This window comes from Rhizobium sp. PAMB 3174 (genome assembly GCF_052908375.1).
The window spans coordinates 3,140,969-3,162,760 of the sequence record NZ_CM128608.1 but is presented as its reverse complement, the minus strand read 5'-3'; the positions used below and the strand labels follow the sequence as shown (position 1 = coordinate 3,162,760).

Genomic DNA, 21,792 nt, shown 5'->3' with positions numbered 1-21,792 from the left:
TGAACCTCGATATCGGGCACGACATGAAATGACCTATCCGGAGATCGTCATGACCGATGAAATGAAGAAGAACGGCCCTGACACCGCCGCAGAGGCCCAAGCCGAAACCGAAGCTCCGAAGGAGCAGGATGCAGCCGGCGCCGCCGAAGCGGAAGCGCGGGCGCCCGACCCGATCGAACAGTTGCAGGCCGAAAACCTCGACCTTCGCGACCGCATGCTGCGCCTCGCTGCCGAGATGGAAAACCTGCGCCGCCGCACCGAGCGCGACGTCAAGGACGCCCGCTCCTATTCGGTCGCAGGTTTCGCCCGCGACATGCTCGCCGTATCCGACAACCTGCGCCGCGCGCTCGACGCCGTTCCGGCCGAGGTTCTGGAAAACGCCGATGCAGGCCTGAAGGCGCTCGTCGAAGGCGTCGACATGACCGAGCGTTCGATGCTCTCGGCGCTTGAGCGTCACGGCGTCAAGAAGATCGAATGCGAAGGCGAGAAGTTCGACCCGAACTTCCACCAGGCGATGTTCGAGGTTCCCAATCCGAACGTGCCGAACAACACCGTCATGCAGGTCGTCCAGGCCGGCTACACGATCGGCGAGCGCGTGCTGCGCCCGGCCATGGTCGGCGTTGCCAAGGGCGGCCCGAAGGCTGAAACCGTAGCGGCCGAACCGGGCACCGAGGCCGTCAACGAGAAGGACGCGTAAGGGCACATCCTTCCGCAACGTTCCAGAAACTCGACACAAGAAAGCCGCCGGACGCGTTTCACGTCCGGCGGCTTTTCATTGGTGCCTGCGAAAACGATCAGGCGGCGTTCGAGGCTTCTTCCTCGTTGAGGAAGGTGTAGATCGCCGAGGCGCTGTCGGTGGCGCGCAGCTTGGCGACGAGATCCTGGTCGCGCAGGATGCGGGCGATGCGCGATAACGCCTTCAGGTGGTCCGCACCGGCGCCTTCGGGCGCCAGGAGCAGGAACACCAGATCGACCGGCTGGTCGTCGAGCGCCTCGAAATCGACCGGTGTCTCCAGGCGTGCGAACACGCCGACGATCGACTTGATGCTGGTGAGCTTGCCGTGCGGGATGGCGATGCCATGTCCGACGCCGGTCGAGCCCAGTCGCTCGCGCTGCAGGATGACGTCAAAGATCTCCCGCTCGGGAATGCCGGTTATCTTGGAGGCCTTGGAAGCCAGTTCCTGGAGCAACTGCTTTTTCGAATGAGCCCTCATCGAGGGGATGACCGCATCTGTCTGCAGAAGGTCTGCCAATGCCATTTAATGTTCCTTCGTGCCGCATGAAGGGAGGAGAGCCCGGCGGGTGCCAGTTAACGGGTTCTTTGCCTGCCGGGCTATCTTGATTTCAACTCTTGATGGTGGCTGCGTCAATCCAGCCGATATTGCCGTCCTGACGACGGTAGACGATATTCAGGTCTTCCTTGCCCGGACTGCGGAAAATGAAGACCGGTTCGTCGGTCATGTCGAGCGCCATGACGGCGGTCGCCACCGTCATGGTTCTGATCTGCTTGCTGCTCTCGGCAACGATCGTCGGCGCGAAATCTTCCGGAAGCTCTTCGTGTTCTTCCGGAACCGCGTCCATCACCGTGTAGGAGATTTCCGCAGAGCCGTTCTGGTTGTTGCCGGCGTGATGATCCTTGAGTTTCCGCTTGTAGCGACGAAGCCGCTTCTCGATCCGTTCCGCGGCCGCGTCGAACGCAGCCTCCGGGCTGTTGGCCTGACCTGCCGCGTGCAGAACCACGCCGCTGTCGAGATGAAGCCTGCAATCCGCCGCAAAGCGGGAGGACGACTTCTCGACCGTCACCTGTCCTGAAAAGCCGCCGTCAAAGTACTTCTCGATCGCCTCCCCGATCTGACCTGTAATCCGTTGACGGAAAGAATCGCCAATTTCCATATGTTTACCGGATACACGCACACTCATGGATTTTTCCTTCTTATGCTGATTTGCGGGTATCAGTTTACGCCAACCGGCGGTCTCATCCAAGCGTTTCAAGCGAACAGGTCATTGATCGATGCCGTATCGACGATGACCAGCCATTCGAATTCGAGGAGTTTTGCGGGTCTCGTCGAGACGATCGCATCAATCGTGCCGGCTTTTCGCCCTGGCAATCGCTTGACCGATGCTCCGGTTCGGCTTTCGCTCATCCCCATTCAGGCGGACAAGCTGCGCCGGGAGCGCAAAAATCTTCGCATTCGAGCGTCGCAGGCTTCCTTTTCAGCTGGAACCATAGCGGCTGCGGCAATATGCCGTCAGCTTCCCAAGTGCGGGCGGCTTCTAGCGCCGGACCCCTTCGAAGTCAACACTTTCCGTTAACTTTTCCCCGGCAGTGCGGAGGGTTGTGGATAGTCAGAAGCCGGAAACCCTGGCCATCGCCCGCTTTTCGCGCCGGCGTTGAACGGAGGAGGGGATGTTCATCGCCTCGCGGTATTTGGCGACCGTGCGGCGGGCGAGATCGATGCCGCCGCCCTTCAGCCGCTCGACAATGTCGTCGTCCGACAGGACGGCATCCGGGGCCTCCTGGGCGATCATCACCTTGATGCGGTTGCGCACCGCTTCCGCGGAATGATTGTCGCCACCCTCGGAGGAGCCGATCGACACGGTGAAGAAGTATTTGAGCTCGAACAGGCCTCTCGGCGTCAGCATGTACTTGTTGGACGTCACGCGGCTGACGGTCGACTCGTGCATCTTGATGGCGTCGGCGACGGTCTTCAAGTTGAGCGGCCGCAGCGCGTCGACCCCGTGGGTCAGGAAGCCGTCCTGCTGGCGGATGATTTCGCTCGCCACCTTCATGATGGTGCGGGCCCGCTGGTCGAGGCTGCGGGTGAGCCAGTTGGCGTTCTGCAGGCATTCGGACAGGAATGCCTGGTCCTCGCTCTTGCACGCCCGGCCCTTCGACACTTCGGCGTAATAGCCCTGGTTGACGAGAACCCGGGGCAGGGTCTCCGGGTTGAGTTCGATCGCCCAGCCGCCGGAGGGAGCCTCGCGCACGATGACGTCGGGCACGATCGCCTCGACCGGATTGCGGTCGAAATTGCTGGCCGGCTTCGGGTTGAGCTTGCGGATCTCCGACAGCATGTCGATGAGGTCTTCCTCGTCGACGCCGCAGATCTTCTTCAGCGAGGCAAAGTCGCGGCGCGCCAGAAGATCGAGATTGACGACGAAGGCTTCCATGGCCGGATCGTACCGGTCGAGCAGCTTCAGCTGGATCGCCAGGCATTCGCTGAGCGAGCGGGCGAAGATGCCCGGCGGATCGAGCGTCTGAAGCGCGGCCAGCACCTTCTCGATGAAGACGAGGTCCATGCCCAGCCGGCTGGCAATCGAATCCGTGCTTTCCTGAAGGTAACCGGCATCGTCCAGAAGATCGACCATATGGTCGGCGGCGATGCGTTCGCGCGGCGTGGTCAGCACGAAGGGGATCTGCTGGCTGAGGTGGTCGCGAAGCGAAACCTGTCCGGCGACGAAATCCTCAAGATCATAGCCGTCCGACCCTTCCGACGAGCCCGGCATGGATTTCCACTGATCGATGAGGCCGGGCGCTTCCGCCTTGCGCGGCGCGCTGTCGTCCGACATGGCTTCGTCGAAGTTGCTGTCGAGCTGGTCGTTGAGCCGGACGGTGCCGCCCGTGGCGCCATGCTCGTACCAGTCGCCCGAGGGCTCGGCGTCCGCGGCTTGCGTCCGGGCATCCGCTTCGGCGGCCTCGGAAGCTTCGCGCTCCCGGTCTGGCGTCCGGTCGGACGTGTCGTCTTCGGCGATTTCGAGAAGGGGGTTCTTTTCGACTTCCTGGGCAATGAACTGCGTCAGTTCGAAATGATTCATCTGCAACAGCTGAATCGACTGCATCAATTGCGGTGTCATCACCAGGGACTGGCTCTGTCGCAGATGAAGGCTGGCCGATAATGCCATGGCGAACGCTGAACTCCCTACGGATCAGATCGGGACACCGCCTGCCTGTTTTGCAGGCAATATCCATCTGGCCCAAAAATTGCTTTTTTGTAGCCCGAGGTCAAGCGTCATGACGTCTTAAGATTAATTTCGCCCGGTCGCATCCCTGTTTTGGGGCCTTGGCGATGCCGATGAGCCGCGGATCAAGGCGCCGGAGCGTGACGCGCACACGGGAATCGCGCGAGCCGCGCGTCACATCCTGGTTTCCGAATGGGCGTCGGCGTTCAATCGGGAGCAATTGAACGCGGCAGGGCCTAGAGGCTGAACTTGTCGCCGAGATACAGGCGGCGCACTTCCGCATTGCCCACAACTTCATCGGCGCGGCCGTGAGTCAGCACCTCGCCGGCGTGGATGATGTAGGCGCGGTCGATCAGGCCAAGGGTCTCGCGGACATTGTGGTCGGTAATCAGCACGCCGATGCCGCGCGCCGTCAGGTGACGGACGAGGTTCTGGATATCGGCGACCGAGATCGGATCGACGCCGGCAAAGGGCTCGTCGAGCAGCATGAAGGCCGGATCGGTGGCCAGCGCGCGGGCGATTTCAAGACGGCGCCGTTCGCCGCCGGAAAGCGCCACGGCCGGAGACTTGCGCAGATTGTCGATGTGGAACTCTGCGAGCAGCGAATTCAGCTTCTCGGTCCGCTCACGCTTGTTCTTCACATGCATTTCGAGAATGGCGTTGATGTTCTGCTCGACGGTCAGGCCGCGAAAGATAGAGGCTTCCTGCGGCAGATAGCCGACACCGAGACGCGCGCGCCGGTACATCGGCATCGAGGTCACGTCATTGCCGTCAAGCTCGATGCGCCCCTCGTCGACCGGCACGAGGCCGGTGATCATGTAAAAGCAGGTCGTCTTGCCGGCGCCGTTCGGGCCGAGCAGACCGACGGCCTCGCCGCGGCGCACCACCAGCGACACGCCGTTGACGACGCGTCGGTTGCGGTAGGCCTTCGTCAGGCCGCGGGCAATCAGGGTTCCTTCATATCGGGACCTGTCTGACGGCGCTGCGGCCTGCTTCTTCGGTTCGGCAATCTCTTTGGTCGGGTTGAAGGGTTTCGTCACGGAAAGGTCAGTCCTGTTACGGCTTCTGCCGGGATTTCGGGTCTAGCTGGATCTTTACCCGCCCGCCACAGGCATCCAGCTTGGCTTCTCCGGTCTGCATCTGAACGGTCAGCTTGCAGCCGACGAACACGTTTTGCCCCTGCGACAGCACGACCTGCTTGCCTTGCAACACGAAGGTCTGCGCCTGCATGTCGAAATGACCGGTATCGGCGGTCGCCTGCTGGGTCTCGGAGCTCAGGAAGACATTGTCGGAGACATCGATCTTGTCGATGTCGGCATTGCCCGAGGCCACCGATGCGGCACCGCCGGAGGTCTGTCCCTGCTTGACGTAGTAGACGGTCATCTTGCCGGCCTTCAGCGTCGTCGTGCCCTGCACGACATTGACGTTGCCGGTGAACACGGCCGAACTCGACTGGTCATGGACCTCGAGCTGGTCGCTCTCGATCTGGATCGGCTGATCATTGGAAAGCTTCATGCCCTCCATCTGCGTCGATTGTGCCAGCGCTCCCGTCGACAGGCTCGCGGCGAGCGCGAAAGATGTCACCAGGCAACCAAATTTTTTCACTCGGCCTACATTCATCGGATTTCCATCTTTCACTTTTTCGTCTTTCGCAGAGCGTCCGGGCTTACATTCATGCGGACATGACCGGTGAACTTTATCACGCGGCCGTTATCCGACATATCAAGAGAATCGGCATCAATCGATGCGCCATTTGCCGTAATCGAGACGGGCCGGTCGGAGACCAGATGTCCGCCGTTGACGTCGAGGAAGCCCGACTGGAAGCGCGCCGTAACACCGTTCGACAGGGTGATCGTGAACGGTTCCTCGACGGTCAGGTCGTCGGCCTTGCGGTCGTAGGTGGCGGACTTGGCGACCACGTGGGCCATCGTATCGGCATTCATCGGCATCGATGCGTTGATGTCTTCAAGCTTGATGGTGTTCGAATCCTTGATCGGCTGCAAGGCTCTTGCCGCGGTCATGGAATAGAGGATGCCCATCCGGTTGCGCCCGGAAATCGCCGGCTTTTCCATCACCACCATGCCGTTCTCGATGGTGGCGGCGGCGATCTTGATGTTGTCCGGCAGGTAGCTGCGCACGACGGCGACGCCGACGAATGAGCCCGAGACGAGAATGGCGGCCAGCGGCAGGAGGACTTTCAGCCAGCGCACACGCCGAGAATGGCGAAGCCCGCGCGAATACGCGCTCTGCGACTTCGCCAGGCCGGCGCCGTATGCCGGCTTCTGCACGCTATCAAGCATGAACCCCAGACTTTCCCAACAATCGAATAGTCGGAACATATGTTCCGAAGTTAAAGTAATAACACAATATAATGCAAATCAATTGCATTGCGCGCAATGTCAAGCTCGGTCAAAGCCCGTTAATACCACGCAATTCACTGATTCCCGGTGAACATGCGACCTTTTCGGCACACATGCCATCATGACAGCCGATTGCCAATATGGTTTCTTTCTTGCCATATGCAACCGCGTGGCGCTAGTGGTGCGGCACGAACCGACATTTTCCGGCACAGGGCTTTTATTCTCCGATGGACCAATCCGCAATCGCCGACCGCCGAGCACTTCGCCGCAAGCTGGGCTTCTGGAGGCTCTTCGCGGCCGCGCTCATTCTTGTCGGTGGCTTTTCGGCCTATTTTATGGCCAATGGCGAGCGGGTCGGCTCGGCCCCGCAGGTTGTCCGCATCAGCGTCACCGGCCTGATCACCGACGACGAGGAGCTCTTGGCGCGGCTTACCCGGATCGAGGAGAGCGACGCGGTCAAGGCACTGGTCGTTTCCATCTCGTCGAATGGCGGCACCACCTATGGCGGAGAAAAGGTCTACAAGGCGATCCGCCGCATCGCGGCGGTCAAGCCGGTCGTCTCCGACATCCGCACCACCGCGGCGTCGGCCGCCTATATGATTGCGGTTGCCGGCGACCGCATCTTTGCAGGCGAGACATCGATCACCGGTTCGATCGGCGTGATCTTCCAATATCCGCAGGTCAAGGACCTCCTGGACAAGATCGGCGTTTCGCTTGAGGAGATCAAGTCGGCACCGCTGAAGGCCGAGCCATCGCCCTTCCATCCGCCGAGCGAGGATGCGAAAACCGTGGTGCGCGACCTGGTGCTCGACAGCTATGACTGGTTCGTAGACCTCGTCGCCGAACGGCGCGGCTTCTCGCATGACGAGGCCGTGACCCTTGCCGACGGACGCATCTTTTCCGGCCGCCAGGCGCTGAAGCTGAAGCTGGTCGACGAACTCGGCGGCGACGAGGAAATCCGCGCTTATCTTGAGACCAGAGGCGTGTCTTCGGACCTGCCGATGGTCGACTGGCAGGCGAGTGAGGGCATTTCCGGCTTCACGCTGCCCAGAGCACTTTCCACATTGATTAATTTGCTTGGTTATGGTGACTTAGCCGGACGTGACAAATTGCCGGCTGGTGCCGGAGAACACTTGCTGGTTGACGGGTTGACGTCGTACTGGCGGCCTTGAGTGGCCAAATAAGAATTTTGAAACGGGGGAAGTCGTGATCAAATCCGAGTTGGTGCAGATCGTTGCCGCGCGCAATCCGCACCTTTATCACCGCGACGTGGAAAATATCGTCAACGCCGTGCTGGACGAAATTACTGATGCGCTGGCGGCCGGCAACCGGGTCGAACTGCGTGGCTTCGGTGCGTTTTCCGTCAAGAATCGTCCGTCCCGCTCCGGTCGCAACCCGCGCACCGGCGAAAGCGTTTTCGTCGAGGAAAAGTGGGTTCCCTTCTTCAAGACCGGCAAGGAACTGCGTGAACGCCTGAATGCCGACGGCATGCTGGATGACGACGAGGACGACGAAGACGAGGATTGATCCGGCAGGGCGCGAGACGGCAAAATCCGCATGATGGTCTTGCGGAACGGTCGCTTCGCCCCATATTTTGCCGGAAATGCATGCCAGTCTGTGCCGACACTGGCGAGGAGAATGCCGAATGACGCGAAAGCTGATCAACATCATCGTCCTGGTGCCGCTCGGCATCGTCTTGATCCTGCTCTCCGTTGCCAATCGTGACAGCGTGACGCTGGCGCTCAACCCCTTCCGCCCGTCCGACCAGGTCCTGTCCGTCAGCGCACCGCTGTTCGTCTTCCTCTTCTGCGCCCTGATCCTCGGCATGATCGTCGGATCGGCCGCGACCTGGGTCAGCCAGGGCAAGCACCGCAAGCGCGCCCGCCGCGAGGCACGCGAGGCCGTCAAATGGCAGGCCGAAGCCGGCCAGCACAAGGCGCGGGCGGAATCGCTCGCGGGCCAGTCCCTGTCCCTGCCGGGCAACTGACCGGCTCCACCCTTCATTCCTTATGACGTATCGAGCAGGTTCACGCAAGTGTCGGCCGCTAGACCTTGCCGCCGTGGCAAGAGGCATGCGGTGATATGACGGACAATCCGCCGATGGCGGCTAAGGCGCTGGCTGACTACCGCGCGGGCGATTTTGCCGGCGCGGCCGATGCGGCGGGTGCGGCTCTTCAATCCGCCGGTGCGAACGCCCGGCCGATGCTCCTCGTCATCCTCGCCAATGCCAGCCTGAAGCTCGGCCGCCGGCAGGCCGCCGCCGATGCCTTCGTACGGGCGGCCGAGATTCTTCCCGACAAGCGCGCCGAATTCCTGAAGTTCGCCGCCAATCTGTTCTTCGACGAGGGACGGTTCGAGGCGATGGCGGCGATTGCCGCCGAGGTCGGGGCGGCGAACCGTGACGACAAGCCGCTGCTCGCCAAGCTCGCCTCGGCGCTGAAGCACGCGGGACGGCTGGCCGACGCCGCGCCCTTCATCGCCGACCTGGATCTCGAAAAGCCGCAGCAGTTCATGCTGCTCGGCGAGTTCGAGCAGGCGCTCGGCGATCCGGCCGGCTTCTACCGGTTCCTGAACGGCGCCTGCCGGCCGCGGCCGGACAACATTCCGCTCAACAGCGTGCGCTATGCACGGGCGAGGGCGATATGCGACTTTGCGGCCCTCGATGAATTCGATGCGGTCGCGACGGGCGACGGACCGCGCGCCCGCGCGTTTCGGGAATACGAGCTGGCGCTGATCCGCCTGACGCGGACCGACGACGAGCGCGCGCATGCGCGGCCGTCTTACGACACGCTGGTCATGCACCGGACCGATCCGGACGACATTCCGCGCAATCGCCGGCAGCCGTCCGCCGTCGGCGAAAAGATCCGCGTCGGCTACCTCTCCAACGACTTTTTCGGTCACGCGACCATGCGCCTGTTCGAGGAGGTGCTGCTCGGCCACGACCGCGAACGCTTCGATATCCGGCTGTTCTGCCATACGGGCAAGGAGGCCGCCCGCTATCAGGAACGCTGGCCGGCGGTGCTGCGCGACGAGGTGGTTTCCGTCCGGGACCTGGGCGACGCGGAGGCGGCGGCTTTGATCGATCGCGAGGGCACCGACATTCTCGTCGATCTCAAGGGTTTCACGCTTGGCGCCCGGCTCGGCATTCTCAACCGCTCCGACGCGCCCGTGAAGGCGACCTATCTCGGCTATCCCGGACCGCTGACAGGAATGGACGTCGACTATGCGATCACCGACCCTGTCGTGACGCCGGACGAAAGCCGGTCCGTCTATCGGGAGAAGCTGTGCCGCCTGCCGGACACCTACCAGTCGAACTGCAGCCGCAACCGGCCACGACCTGCTTCCGTCACACGCGCCGAACTGGGATTGCCGGCGGACCGGTTCGCTTTCGGGTCGTTCAACGCGGTCCACAAGATCACCCATGCGACGCTGCGGCTCTGGGCGGACATCCTGCGGCGCGTGCCGGATTCGCTGCTCTATATGCTCTGCAACGATCCGTTGGCGCGGGGTTACATTGCCGATGCCTTCGGGCGCGAGGGTATTGGCCAAGATCGGCTGATCTTCTTCGCGAACGTTGCGTACGAAGCCTATCTCGGCCGCATCGCCGCTGTTGACCTGGCGCTCGACACGCATCCCTATAATGGCCACACGACGACGTCCGATATCCTCTGGGCCGGAACGCCGCTGGTGACGTTCAAGGGCAGGAGCTTCGCTTCGCGGGTCTCGGAAAGCCTGCTTGAGGCGATCGGTCTGCCGGAGCTGATAGCGAAAGACGCGGCGGGCTTTTGTGATCTGGCTGTGGCGCTGGCGGGTGATACGGCGCGCCTGACGACGATCCGCGAGCGGATTGCGGCCAACCGTCCGACGGCCCCGCTCTTCGATACCGATCGCTTCACCCGGCATCTGGAGCGCGGCTATGAGATGATGATGGAGCGCGCCCGTGCGGGGTTGCCGCCGGACCACATCGATGTGCCGAAACTTGCGCGGTGACGGTCGCGACCTTTAACTAGTCCAGGGGGCATGATGCAAAGCTCGGATCGAAATACGCGATGAAACAGGCTCCATCCGGCATGGCGACTGCGCTCGCCGCCTATCAGGCCGGCCGCTTTGCGGACGCGGTAGAGGCGGCCGAGGGAGCGCTCGCGCGTGCCGACGTCAAGACGCGGCAGAACCTTCTGGTTATTCTCGCCAACAGCAATCTGAAGCTCGGGCGGAAGGTCGCGGCCGCGGAGGCATTTGTCAGCGCTGCGGCGGCGATCGCCGACAAGCGGGCGCTCTTCCTGCAGTTTGCCGTCAACCTGTTTGCGGACGAGGGGCAGCATGCCCGGACTGCCGCAATCGCCGCGGACGCCGCGCGTCTTCATCGCGGCGATCCGGCCTTCCTTTACCGGCTTGCCATGGCCTGCAAGCTCGCCGGCGCGCTCGCCGAGGCCGAGAGCTTCATCGCCGATCTCGACCTCGCCAATCCGCAGCATTTTGCCCTTCTCGCCGATTTCGAGACGGCGATCGGGGATGCCGACCGCTTCTATCTGTTCCTTGCCGAAGCCTGCCGCACGCGGCCGCAGAGCCTGCCCTTGAACAGCCTGCGCTATGCGCGGGCGATCAATGTCGCGGACCTGGACGCGACGGCGGAATTCAGTGCGCTCCAGAGCCGCAACGATGCGGCGGCGGAAGCGCTCTGCCGCAACGAACTGGCCTGGTCGCGGCTGATGCGCACCGACGACGAACGCGTCCACGGGCTGCCGTCCTACGATACGCTGGGCCTGCACCGCATCGAGCCGCAGGATATTCCTGCGCGAAGGCGGACGCCTTCGAAGGCCGGCGAAAAGATCAGGATCGGTTATCTCTCCAACGACTTCCATTGGCATGCGACGATGATCCTGTTCGAGGAGGTCATGCAGGCGCATGACCGCGAGCGCTTCGAGATCACGCTGTTCTGCTACACCGACGCGGCAGACGCGGACTACCAGAGGCGCTGGCCGGTATGGATGCGCGATGCGGTGGTGCCAGTGCGCGCCATGACGGATGCCGAGGCGGCCCAGTGCATCGCGGCGCACGGGATCAACATTCTCGTCGACCTGAAGGGCTTTACCACCGGCGCCCGGCTCGGCATCTTGAACCGCTCCGACGCCCCGGTGAAGGTGACCTATCTCGGCTATCCGGGATCGCTGACCGGCATGGACGTCGATTATGCCATCACCGATCCGATCGTCACGCCGGACACGAGCAAGCCCTTTTACACCGAGCGCCTGTGCCGCCTGCCTGAGACATACCAGGCGAATGGCAGCCGCAACCGCCCGAAGCCGCTGGCCCTCACGCGCGACGATCTCGGACTGCCGAACGACAGGCTGGTGTTCGGCTCGTTCAACTCGCCGGCCAAGATCACCATGACCACGCTGGACCTCTGGGCGGATATTTTGCGCCGCGTCCCGGATTCCGTCTTCTGCCTGCTGTGCCGGAAAGGCCTGCCGCGGGAAAATCTGGCGAAGGTGTTCGCCAGTCGTGGCGTGGCCGCCGAGCGGCTGATCTTCTTTTCCGGCGAAGCGTATGACAGCTACCTGTCGCGCATCGCCGCCGTGGACCTCGCGCTCGATGCCTATCCCTGCAACGGCCATACGACGACTTCCGACATCCTCTGGGCCGGCACGCCGCTGGTGACCTTCAAGGGAGGCAGTTTCGCCTCGCGGGTCTCCGAAAGCCTGCTGACAGCCGTCGGGCTTCCGGACCTGGTGGCCGACGACGCTGCCGGGTTCGCCGATCTCGCCGTGGCGCTGGCCGGTGACCGGGAACGCCTGGCCGCTGTCCGTGCGCGGCTTGCGGTAAGCCGGGTGAGCGCGCCGCTCTTCGATACCGAGCGCTTTGCCCGGCATCTGGAGCGCGCCTACGAGATGATGATCGAACGGGCCCGCGCCGGCCTCGGCCCCGACCACATCGACGTGCCCGCTCTGCCGGCACGGGGCGGCACCTTTCTCGTCTGACGGATGGTCCCGGCGCTGGAAACCTCTTGCGCCTTCCCTTATGTACGGCTTCCCTATATTGACGAACGAAAGCAACAGCCACGGGCCGGATGGTCCGGAGAGACAGGTGACGTGAAGAACAGGCAGCGCAGGACCGACGGTGGCAAGCCCTTTGCCAAGGGCGCCGGCACGAAGAACCCGGGCGGAAAGCCGCCGAAGCCGAAGCGCGAGCGCGCTGCGGACCGGCCGCAGGCGGCCAGGGCAAATGTTGCCGAAAGCCCGCGTTCCGAGCAGAAGGAGACGGTGACCGTCGAGCGCCTGCCGCTTCTTTCGGGCGAGCGCCCGGCCGAACGCCTGCCGGTCATCCTAGAAAGCGCCGCGTCCGGCGACTTCCACCTGATCGACAGCGGCTACGGGCTGAAGCTGGAACAATACGGCCCCTACCGCATCGTGCGCCCGGAGGCGCAGGCGCTGTGGCCGCCGGCATTGCCTGCGCATGTCTGGGAGAACGCCGATGCCATTTTCACCGGCGATACCGATGAGGACGGCATGGGTCGCTGGCGTTTTCCGCGCGAGGCGCTCGGCGAAACCTGGCCGCTGAAGGTGCTGGACGTCGATTTCCTTGGCCGCTTCACGTCCTTCCGCCATGTCGGCGTGTTCCCCGAGCAGATCGCCCACTGGTCGTGGATGAAGGATGCGATCGAGGCCGCCAAGCGGCCGGTCAAGGTCCTGAACCTGTTCGGCTATACGGGCGTCGCCTCGCTGGTCGCCGCCTCCGCCGGCGCCGAAGTCACCCATGTCGACGCCTCGAAGAAGGCGATCGGCTGGGCACGCGAAAACCAGGCGCTCTCGCGCATGGACAGGTTACCGATCCGCTGGATCTGCGAGGACGCCATGAAGTTTGTCGAGCGCGAGGGACGGCGCGGCAACCGCTATGACATCATCCTGACCGATCCGCCGAAATTCGGCCGCGGCCCGGCGGGCGAGGTCTGGCACCTGTTCGACCATTTGCCACACATGCTGGCCGGCTGCCGCGAAATCCTGGCGCCGAAGGCGATCGGCCTGGTGCTGACGGCCTACTCCATCCGGGCGAGCTTCTATTCCATGCATGAACTGATGCGCGAAACCATGCGCGGCAGGGGCGGCGTGGTGGAATCGGGCGAGCTCGTCATCCGCGAGGCGGGCCTCGACGGCAAATCGCAGGGCCGTGCCCTTTCGACCTCACTCTTCAGCCGCTGGGTGCCGAAATGACCATGAACCACGATCACGACCGCCGCCGCGTCGGCCAGGTCAAGGAAGTCACCAGCCTTTCCAATCCGATCGTCAAGGACATCAAGGCGCTCGCCCAGAAGAAGGAGCGCGACGCGACGAAGACCTTCCTCGCCGAAGGCCTGAAGCTGATCATCGACGCGATCGAACTCGGCTGGACCATCCGCACGCTGGTCTATGCGAAGGCGGCCAAGGGCAAGCCGGCGGTCGAGCAGGTGGCGGCAAAGACGGTCGCGACCGGCGGGCTGGTGCTGGAAGTCTCGGAAAAGGTCATGTCCTCCATCACCCGGCGCGACAATCCGCAGATGGTCGCCGGCGTCTTCGAGCAGCGCTGGCTGCCGCTGGCCAGGGTGAAGCCGCAGGCCGGAGAGACCTGGGTGGCGCTCGATCGGGTGCGCGATCCCGGCAATCTCGGCACCATCATCCGCACGGCCGATGCTTCTGGCGCCTCGGGCGTCATCTTGGTCGGCGAGACGACCGACCCGTTCTCGATGGAGACGGTTCGCGCCACCATGGGCTCGGTCTTCGCCATGCCGCTGATCCGCGCAACAGTGGACGAATTCATCGCCTGGAAGAAGACGGCGGGCGTCAGCGTGGTCGCCACGCATCTCGCCGGGGCGGTCGACTACCGGACCATCGACTATCGCAAGAAGCCGGTCGTCCTGTTGATGGGCAACGAGCAGTCCGGCCTGCCGGACGAGCTGGCAAGAGAGGCCGACGCGCTCGCCCGCATTCCGCAGCAGGGCAGGGCCGACAGCCTTAATCTCGCCGTCGCCACCGCCGTCATGCTGTTCGAAGCCCGTCGCCACCTCCTGACGCTGGACGGCGGCGCATGACGCAGACATCCGGCTTCCTGCGCAATCCCGTCGCGATCGTTCTCTTCATCGTGCTGGCGGTCGCCGCAGACCAGGCGGTCAAGATCGCCGTCGACCATTACCTGCCGTTCCAACAGGCCGTGCCGGTCATGCCCATGCTGGCGCTCTACCGCACCTACAATCTCGGCGTCGCCTTTTCGATGCTGTCGGGCATGGAAGGCTGGTTCATCGTCGGCATGCGGCTTGCCATCGTCGCCTTCGTCATCTGGCTCTGGCGACGGACCGAGCCCGACCGGCATTTCGCCCATGTCGGCTTCGCCATGATCATCGCCGGGGCGCTCGGCAATCTCTTCGACCGCTTCCTCTACGGCCACGTGATCGACTATGTTCTGTTTCACACATCGACGTGGTCGTTTGCCGTTTTCAACCTCGCCGACAGCTTCATCACCATCGGCGCGGTGCTCGTCGTCATCGATGAATTCCTCGGTTCCAAAGCGCAAAAACCCTAAAAATTTAGTGTTTCGACAAAACGATTCGGAAGAAGTGTATGCTACTCAGGTTGCATGAGTGAATTTGCGCGCAGCCTGAGAACCGATAAGGATATCCTGTCCGTCTCTTCGAAATCCGAAGCAACGGAGGCGTCGGCTGGCGTGGAGGTAAGGCCTGCCATGATGACTGATCCGAAGCCCGCGTCGAAACAGAATGGTGGCAGCATGGCCCGCCTGCTTCTTCGTATCTGGCTCGGTGGCGGCGGACTGGCAGCGGTGGCGCTGCTGTTCAGCGCGGCCGGCGGCCCGGCCGGCTGGATGGTGCTCGGCATCATGACCGCTGGCATCGTCTTCATCATCGTCCAGCTGGCGCTGGCGCCCGTCGACTACGGCACGGCCAAGGAGGATACGGCAACCGACGAGCTGTCGCGGCTGGTCGAGGAGGCCGATCACGATCGCTCCTGGGCGGACGCCGAACGCAGCGTCCGCTTGGCCGCGATCCATGACGACCTTGGCGACATCGCGCTCAGCCGCGATTCCGACCGGCGCATCATCGACGCCAACCAGACCTTCCGCCGCCTGACCGATTGCGATGAGCCCGAGGGAAAGACCTGCCGCGAGCTCGGCCTGATCTTCAACCCCTCGACGGTGCCCAACCGCTTCGAGGTCGAAATCACCGGTCCCGCCGGCAAGCGTCTCTTCATCTGGCACGACATTACCGTGCGTGACCCGTCAAGCGGGCAGCTGATCATCAGCAGCGTCGGCCGCGACGTTACCGACGAACGCCGGCTGATGCGGGCGCAGGAAGAGGCGCGGCTGAAGGCGGAACAGTCGAATGCCGCCAAGTCGCGCCTGCTGGCGACCGTCAGCCATGAAATCCGCACGCCGCTGTCGGGCATCATCGGCATGAGCCAGCTTCTGGAGGAAGCGCCGCTGACGCCGGCCCAGCGCAACTATCTCGAAGGCATCCGCCAGTCCGGCGACACGCTGGTCAAGCTGGTGGAGGACCTGCTCGACTTCTCCGCCATGGAGGCCGGCCGCTTCGAGCTGAGGCAGAAGCCGGTGGCGCTGCGCAAGCTGGTCGAAGGCGTCTCCGAAATGCTGTCGCACCGCGCCCATGACAAGGGCATCGAGATTGCCACCTCGATTGCGGCCGACGTTCCCGCCATTCTCGAATGCGACGAGGCCCGCCTGCAGCAGGTGCTCTACAATGTCATCGGCAATGCGGTGAAGTTCACCGTCAAGGGTGGTGTGCAGATCCGCGCGAGCCGCGAGGGCGACATGGCCGTCATTTCGGTGATCGACACCGGGCCGGGCATGACCGAGGACGAGGAGCGCCGCGTGTTCGGCGAATTCGAACAGGCCGGCAACAGCGAGGAAAAGAGCGCCGGATCCGGCCTCGGCCTGGCGATATCGCTGCGCATCATGAAGGCCTTCGGCGGCGATCTGAAGGTCGCCAGCATCAAGGGCAAGGGATCGACCTTCCGCATCCTGTTCCCGATCCGGTCCGAGGAGCGCGAGGACGTGGTGGTCGCCCGCCGCAAGGCGCTGGCCGAAACGAGCGTGCTGATCATCGCGCCGAAGGGCCCTGCCGAGACCGCGCTTGCCGCGACGATCACGACGCTGGGCGGCTCCTGCTCCAGTGCCGCCGGCATCGATGCCGCGATGGAGATCATCAGCGGCGGTCGCGCCTTCACCGACGTCATCGTCGACAACCGGCTTGCCGACGCCTTCAATGCGCGGATGCCGCAACATCTGCACGAGAACGGCCAGTCGCCGCGCAGGATCCTGCTCGTCAATCCGGAGGAGCGCAATGCCGCCGGCTTCGGCGCGTTCGACGCCTGGCTCATCCGGCCGCTGCGCGAACAGTCGCTGATCGACGTGCTCCTGGGCCGCATGCGCGGCGTCGAGCGGCGCGAAGCGATCAACGACAACGCCCGCAAATACGAGTTCAACCTGCCGAAGATGTCGGCACCGGCGGGCAGTGGCCTGAAGGTGCTGCTCGGCGAGGACGATCCGGTCAACGTCATGCTGGTGCGCGCCGTGCTCGAGAAGTCCGGCCATACGGTCGATGTCTGCGGCGATTTCGAGGCCATGATGACCGCGCTTTGCGGTGATGATGCCGACCGCCCGGACATGATCGTCACCGACCTTCACATGCCCGGCGGACATGGTCTGGAGATCCTGCCTAAGATCCGCGAGCGCGAACTGGGCCTCGGCTCCGATCCGATGCCGATCATCGTGCTCACCGGCGACAAGCGCGACGACATCCACCGCCAGGCGCTGATTGCCGGCGCCAACCGCGTGCTGACGAAGCCGCTCGATCCGGCGGGGCTGCTGGCCGAGATCGCAGCGCTGTCCAAGGCAAAGCCGGCCGCGCGCAAAGCCTGACCCGCCGCTTCACAGGGTTGTCATGCTGCTGTAGTACATCCATGATTTAAGCGCGCTCGAACTTTTCAGGCGAACACAAGGCGATTCGCAATGACAACCAATGTTGCCGACCGGCCTGGTCTCGATCTCATCGCGGAACGGGCATCCATCGTCCGTCCCGGCTCTGATGCGAAGCTGCTCGGACGCATCGGCAGCCTGGAAACGCGGCTCGCCCGCACGGCGTCCGAAATCGACGCTGCCCAGGCCGTGCGCTACCGGGTCTTCGTGGAGGAAATGCGGGCGAAGCTCGACCCCGAGGCAGAACGCCGCAAGCGCGACTTCGATGCCTTCGACCTGATCTGCGACCATCTGCTGGTGCTCGACCGCTCGCTCGAAGGCGATACCGAAGACCAGATCGTCGGCACTTACCGGCTGATGCGCCAGGAAGTAGCAGAAGCCCATGGCGGCTTCTATTCGGCCTCCGAATTCGATGTCGACGGGCTGATCGCCCACCATCCGGGCAAGCGTTTCATGGAGCTCGGCCGCTCCTGCGTGCTGCCGGCCTACCGCACCAAGCGCACCGTCGAGCTTCTGTGGCAGGGCAACTGGGCCTATGCGCTGCGTTACGGCGTCGACGCGATGTTCGGCTGCGCCTCGTTCCCGGGCGTCCATCCGGAGGCGCATGCACTGGCGCTCTCCTTCCTGCATCACAATGTCAGCGCCACCGGCGAATGGCATGTCGAGGCCCTGCCGCATTTGAAGCGCGACATGGACCTGATGCCGGCGGAAGCCGTCAATGCCCGCCGGGCGATGATGGCGCTGCCGCCGCTGATCAAGGGCTATCTGCGGCTCGGTGCCATGACCGGTTCCGGCGCCGTCGTCGACCAGGCGTTCAACACCACCGACGTGCTGATCGTTCTGCCGATTTCCTCGATCTCCGATCGCTACATCAACTATTACGGCGCCGACGCCGGCCGCTTCGCCAGCTAAGACGAACCGTTACGCGGCCTTTGGCGCGTGCCGCCAGATGCCGTTCCCGACCAGTGCGTCCCGTCCATGCGGTCCGTCGAAGGACTGCTGCGGTCCGAGCGGCACGATGCCGGTCGGATTGATGTGGCGGATGCCGTAGTAGCCGGCCTTGATGTGATCGACCCGCACGGTTTCGGCGACGCCGGGCCACTGATAGATTTCCCGCACATATCCCGAAAGGGCAGGATAATCGGCCAGCCGGCGGATGTTGCACTTGAAGGCGCCGTGATAGGCGGCGTCGAAGCGGATCAGGGTTACGAACAGCCGGATATCGGCTTCCGTCAGCCATTCTCCGGCGACGTAGCGATTCTTGCCGAGATGGGCCTCCAGCGTGTCGAGCGTCCCGAACACATCCCTGACAGCGGCCTCGTAGGCGGCCTGCGTCTTCGCAAAGCCCGCCCGGTAGACGCCGTTGTTCAGCGTGTCGTAGATCAGCGCGTTCCAGCGGTCGATCTCGGGGCGGAGCGGTTCCGGATAGAAATCCTGGCGGTCGCCGGTCATCCCGTCGAAGGCGGTGTTGAGAATGCGGATGATGTCCGCGGATTCGTTGTTGACGATCACGCCGTTCTTGCGGTCCCAGAGGACCGGAACCGAAACCTTGCCCGAATAGTGTTGGTCGCTGGCCGTGTAGAGCTGATGCAGGAAACGGATCGGTTGCAATGTCGGGCCTGCGTCCTGCGGTTCGGTGAATTCCCAGCCATTGTCGCCGATGCGCGGCTCGGCGACGGAAAGGCGGATAATGTCCTTCAGGCCCTTCAGGCTGCGCATCATCAGCGTGCGCGACGCCCAGGGGCAGAGATAGGAGACGAACAGCTGGTAGCGGCCGGGCTCGGCGATAAGGCCGAGCTGCCCATCCGGACCGGAAGCGCCGTCGGCGGTGATCCAGTTGCGGAACTTCGTCGGCTCGCGGTGGAAGCTGCCATTCTTCATTTCATTGGCGGCAACGTCGTCGTTCACCCATTTGCCATCGATCAGCTGCGGCATGGTCATCACATCCTTCGGTCTCGTTTGCTGGTCGGAAGATAGACCCTCACGCGCGCTCTGGCAGCCCGCTGAATGTTCGACAGAGCGTTTACCGTCTGCGTCGGCTGGGCCGAGGCTGACGGCGGCGCAACGAAAAAGGGGAGGCGCTGGGCCTCCCCTTCGCATTCCGGATCAGGGACGAATGTCTCAGGTCCCGGACGTATAGGCCGCGATCGCCGCCATGTTGACGATGTCGGAGTCCTTGGCGCCCATGGAGGTGATCTGCACCGACTTGTCGAGGCCGGTGAGGATCGGGCCGATGACGGTCGAGCCGCCGAGTTCCTGCAGCATCTTGGTCGAGATCGACGCCGAGTGGAACGCCGGCATGATCAGGACGTTGGCGGTGCCGGACAGGCGGCAGAATGGATACTGCTCCTGGATGCGCGGATTGAGCGCGACGTCGGCGGCCATTTCCCCGTCATATTCGAAATCGACGCGACGCTTGTCGAGAAGCTTGACCGCCTCGCGCACCCGTTCGGCACGCTCGCCGGTCGGATGGCCGAAGGTCGAATAGGCGAGGAAGGCGACGCGCGGGGTGTAGCCCATGCGGCGCGCCATGTTGGCGGCCTCGATGGCGATGTCGGCAAGCTCCTCCGAGGTCGGCATGTCGTGGACGGCCGTATCGGCGACGAAGACCGTGCGGCCGCGGCAGACGGCGACGCTGACGCCGATCACCCGGTGGCCGGGCTTAGGGTCGATGCAGCGGCGGACATCCTCGAAGGCCGTGTAGTAGTTGCGCGTCGTGCCGGTAACCATCGCGTCGGCATCGCCGAGCGCCACCATGCACGAGGCGAAGTGGTTGCGGTCGTTGTTGATCAGCCGCTGGCAGTCGCGGTGCAGGAAGCCCTGGCGCTGCAGGCGCTGGTAGAGATATTCGGTATAGGCCTCGACCCGATCCGAGAGGCGGGCGTTGACGATCTCGATCCCTGCGCGGTTGAGCTCGATGCCGGCCTTTTCGGCCGTCTCGCGCATCTGCTCATCGCGGCCGAGCAGGATGGCGGTGCCGAGTTCCTGGTTGGCGTAGGAGACGGCGGCGCGCATGACCTGCTCTTCCTCGCCCTCGGCGAAGACGACGCGCTTCGGCCGGCGCTTGACCCGCTCGTAGAGCGACTGCAGCGTCGAGGCGATCGGATTGCGCCGCGCCGACAGTTCCTGGGCATAGGCTTCGAGATCGGTGATCTCACGGCCGGCGACGCCGGATTCCATCGCTGCCTTGGCGACAGCCACGGGGATGGTCGAGATCAGGCGCGGGTCGAAGGGGACGGGGATGATGTATTGCGAGCCGAAGCGCGGACGGCTGCCCTGATAGGCGGCGGCGACATCGTCCGGCACGTCCTCACGGGCAAGCTCGGCGATCGCCTGGGCGGCGGCGATCTTCATGTGGTCGTTGATCGTCGAGGCCCTGACATCGAGCGCGCCGCGGAAGATGTAGGGGAAGCCGAGGACGTTGTTGACCTGGTTGGGATAGTCCGAGCGGCCGGTCGCCATGATCGCGTCGTCGCGGATGCGGGCGACCTCTTCCGGCGTGATTTCCGGATCCGGATTGGCCATGGCGAAAATGATCGGCTTCGGGGCCATCGAGCGGATCATGTCGGCGGTGAACGCGCCCTTCTGCGACAGGCCTAACACCACGTCGGCGCCTTCCATGGCTTCCGCCAGCGTGCGCCGGTCGGTCTTGACCGCATGCGCCGACTTCCACTGGTTCATGCCCTCTTCGCGGCCCTGGTAGATCACGCCCTTGGTGTCGCAGAGGATGACATTGGCCGGGTTGAAGCCCATCGACTTGATGAGCTCGACGCAGGCGATCGCCGCGGCACCCGCGCCGTTGCAGACCAGCCTGGTGGTCTTGAAGTCTCGGCCGGTCAGTTCGATCGCATTGATGAGGCCGGCCGCAGCGATGATCGCGGTGCCGTGCTGGTCGTCGTGGAAGACGGGGATGTCCATGACTTCCCGCAGGCGCTGCTCGATGATGAAGCACTCCGGCGCCTTGATGTCCTCCAGGTTGATGCCGCCGAAGGAGGGGCCGAGGAAGCGCACGCAGTTGATGAATTCCTCCGGGTTCTCGGTATCGACCTCGAGGTCGATGGAATCGACGTCGGCGAAGCGCTTGAAGAGAACCGACTTGCCTTCCATCACCGGCTTGGCGGCGAGCGCGCCGAGATTGCCGAGGCCGAGAATGGCCGTGCCGTTGGTGATGACCGCCACCATGTTGCCGCGCGTCGTGTAGTCGTAGGCGGTTGCCGGATTTTCCGCGATCGCCTTCACCGGTACGGCGACGCCCGGCGAGTAGGCGAGCGACAGGTCGCGCTGTGTCGCCATCGCCTTCGTCGGCGTGATTTCCAGCTTGCCGGGGCGGCCCTGCGAATGGAAATCGAGCGCCTCCTGCTCGGTGATCGAGGACATCGGTCGATTGGCCTTGTCGGTTGCGGGCATGTTTCCTCCAGCTTGTTGTGGGCAGCCACCGGGTTAGGGCGGTTTGTTATTGTCTTCCCGTTTCCGGCAAAGCTAATGTCACTCCACT

At 63.7% G+C, this 21,792-nt stretch carries 20 protein-coding genes; 11 read left to right on the top strand and 9 right to left on the bottom strand.

Annotated features, from left to right (window positions below):
- The first annotated feature begins 49 nt into the window (after window positions 1–49).
- The gene (gene grpE / locus ACU5AY_RS15180) at window positions 50–697 is read left to right on the top strand and encodes a nucleotide exchange factor GrpE (RefSeq protein WP_446826824.1); all 648 of its coding nucleotides are present in this window, start codon (window positions 50–52) and stop codon (window positions 695–697) included.
- A gap of 97 nt (window positions 698–794) precedes the next feature.
- Here grpE and ptsN read toward each other — a convergent pair whose 3' ends face one another.
- The 7 genes from ptsN to lptC all read right to left on the bottom strand — a co-directional run bounded on the left by ptsN (window position 795) and on the right by lptC (window position 6,260).
- Window positions 795–1,259 carry a PTS IIA-like nitrogen regulatory protein PtsN gene (gene ptsN / locus ACU5AY_RS15175; RefSeq protein ID WP_261931409.1) on the bottom strand — a complete coding sequence of 155 codons (465 nt, stop codon included), beginning with the start codon at window positions 1,257–1,259 and terminating at the stop codon, window positions 795–797.
- Between the two features lie 85 nt (window positions 1,260–1,344).
- A complete protein-coding gene (gene hpf, locus ACU5AY_RS15170; RefSeq protein WP_446825955.1) occupies window positions 1,345–1,920 on the bottom strand; it encodes a ribosome hibernation-promoting factor, HPF/YfiA family in 576 nt (191 codons plus the stop codon).
- A 68-nt stretch (window positions 1,921–1,988) separates the two neighbouring features.
- Entirely contained in the window at window positions 1,989–2,144 is a 156-nt protein-coding gene (locus ACU5AY_RS15165; protein ID WP_446825524.1) for a hypothetical protein, read from the bottom strand.
- A 202-nt stretch (window positions 2,145–2,346) separates the two neighbouring features.
- A complete protein-coding gene (gene rpoN, locus ACU5AY_RS15160) occupies window positions 2,347–3,903 on the bottom strand; it encodes an RNA polymerase factor sigma-54 (RefSeq protein ID WP_446826823.1) in 1,557 nt (518 codons plus the stop codon).
- A 293-nt stretch (window positions 3,904–4,196) separates the two neighbouring features.
- Window positions 4,197–4,970, bottom strand: a complete 774-nt coding sequence (lptB, locus tag ACU5AY_RS15155) for an LPS export ABC transporter ATP-binding protein (protein ID WP_446825954.1) — start codon at window positions 4,968–4,970, stop codon at window positions 4,197–4,199.
- Between the two features lie 46 nt (window positions 4,971–5,016).
- Window positions 5,017–5,580, bottom strand: coding sequence for an LptA/OstA family protein (locus ACU5AY_RS15150; protein ID WP_446825522.1), 564 nt, complete (start codon window positions 5,578–5,580; stop codon window positions 5,017–5,019).
- 14 nt (window positions 5,581–5,594) lie between these two features.
- On the bottom strand, window positions 5,595–6,260 hold the full coding sequence (gene lptC / locus ACU5AY_RS15145; protein ID WP_446825521.1) for an LPS export ABC transporter periplasmic protein LptC: 666 nt from the start codon (window positions 6,258–6,260) through the stop codon (window positions 5,595–5,597).
- Between the two features lie 287 nt (window positions 6,261–6,547).
- On the opposite strand from lptC, the gene sppA reads away from it, so the two are divergent.
- The 10 genes from sppA (at window position 6,548) to ACU5AY_RS15095 (ending at window position 18,209) form a co-directional block, all read left to right on the top strand.
- On the top strand, window positions 6,548–7,492 hold the full coding sequence (gene sppA / locus ACU5AY_RS15140) for a signal peptide peptidase SppA (protein WP_446826822.1): 945 nt from the start codon (window positions 6,548–6,550) through the stop codon (window positions 7,490–7,492).
- Window positions 7,493–7,526: 34 nt separating this feature from the next.
- Window positions 7,527–7,847: an integration host factor subunit beta gene (locus ACU5AY_RS15135; RefSeq protein WP_446825519.1), complete on the top strand. Its 321-nt coding sequence runs from the start codon at window positions 7,527–7,529 to the stop codon at window positions 7,845–7,847.
- Between the two features lie 118 nt (window positions 7,848–7,965).
- A complete protein-coding gene (locus ACU5AY_RS15130) occupies window positions 7,966–8,307 on the top strand; it encodes a lipopolysaccharide assembly protein LapA domain-containing protein (protein ID WP_446825518.1) in 342 nt (113 codons plus the stop codon).
- A 95-nt stretch (window positions 8,308–8,402) separates the two neighbouring features.
- Window positions 8,403–10,310 carry an O-linked N-acetylglucosamine transferase, SPINDLY family protein gene (locus ACU5AY_RS15125; RefSeq protein ID WP_446826821.1) on the top strand — a complete coding sequence of 636 codons (1,908 nt, stop codon included), beginning with the start codon at window positions 8,403–8,405 and terminating at the stop codon, window positions 10,308–10,310.
- 59 nt (window positions 10,311–10,369) lie between these two features.
- Window positions 10,370–12,298, top strand: coding sequence for an O-linked N-acetylglucosamine transferase, SPINDLY family protein (locus tag ACU5AY_RS15120; RefSeq protein WP_446826820.1), 1,929 nt, complete (start codon window positions 10,370–10,372; stop codon window positions 12,296–12,298).
- A gap of 111 nt (window positions 12,299–12,409) precedes the next feature.
- Window positions 12,410–13,528: a class I SAM-dependent methyltransferase gene (locus ACU5AY_RS15115; RefSeq protein WP_446826819.1), complete on the top strand. Its 1,119-nt coding sequence runs from the start codon at window positions 12,410–12,412 to the stop codon at window positions 13,526–13,528.
- A gap of 2 nt (window positions 13,529–13,530) precedes the next feature.
- Window positions 13,531–14,382 (top strand): TrmH family RNA methyltransferase, encoded by an 852-nt coding sequence (locus tag ACU5AY_RS15110; protein WP_446829029.1) that lies wholly within the window; start codon window positions 13,531–13,533, stop codon window positions 14,380–14,382.
- Window positions 14,379–14,870, top strand: coding sequence for a signal peptidase II (gene lspA, locus ACU5AY_RS15105; RefSeq protein ID WP_446826818.1), 492 nt, complete (start codon window positions 14,379–14,381; stop codon window positions 14,868–14,870). The genes ACU5AY_RS15110 and lspA overlap by 4 nt, the downstream gene beginning before the upstream one ends.
- Before the next feature lie 159 nt (window positions 14,871–15,029).
- Window positions 15,030–17,240 (top strand): ATP-binding protein, encoded by a 2,211-nt coding sequence (locus ACU5AY_RS15100; RefSeq protein ID WP_446826817.1) that lies wholly within the window; start codon window positions 15,030–15,032, stop codon window positions 17,238–17,240.
- Between the two features lie 90 nt (window positions 17,241–17,330).
- Window positions 17,331–18,209: a GNAT family N-acetyltransferase gene (locus ACU5AY_RS15095; RefSeq protein WP_446826816.1), complete on the top strand. Its 879-nt coding sequence runs from the start codon at window positions 17,331–17,333 to the stop codon at window positions 18,207–18,209.
- A 9-nt stretch (window positions 18,210–18,218) separates the two neighbouring features.
- Here the strand turns inward: ACU5AY_RS15095 and ACU5AY_RS15090 are convergent, their stop codons facing one another.
- Window positions 18,219–19,232 (bottom strand): glutathione S-transferase family protein, encoded by a 1,014-nt coding sequence (locus tag ACU5AY_RS15090; protein ID WP_446829028.1) that lies wholly within the window; start codon window positions 19,230–19,232, stop codon window positions 18,219–18,221.
- A gap of 186 nt (window positions 19,233–19,418) precedes the next feature.
- On the bottom strand, window positions 19,419–21,704 hold the full coding sequence (locus tag ACU5AY_RS15085; RefSeq protein ID WP_446826815.1) for an NADP-dependent malic enzyme: 2,286 nt from the start codon (window positions 21,702–21,704) through the stop codon (window positions 19,419–19,421).
- Between the last annotated feature and the right edge of the window lie 88 nt (window positions 21,705–21,792).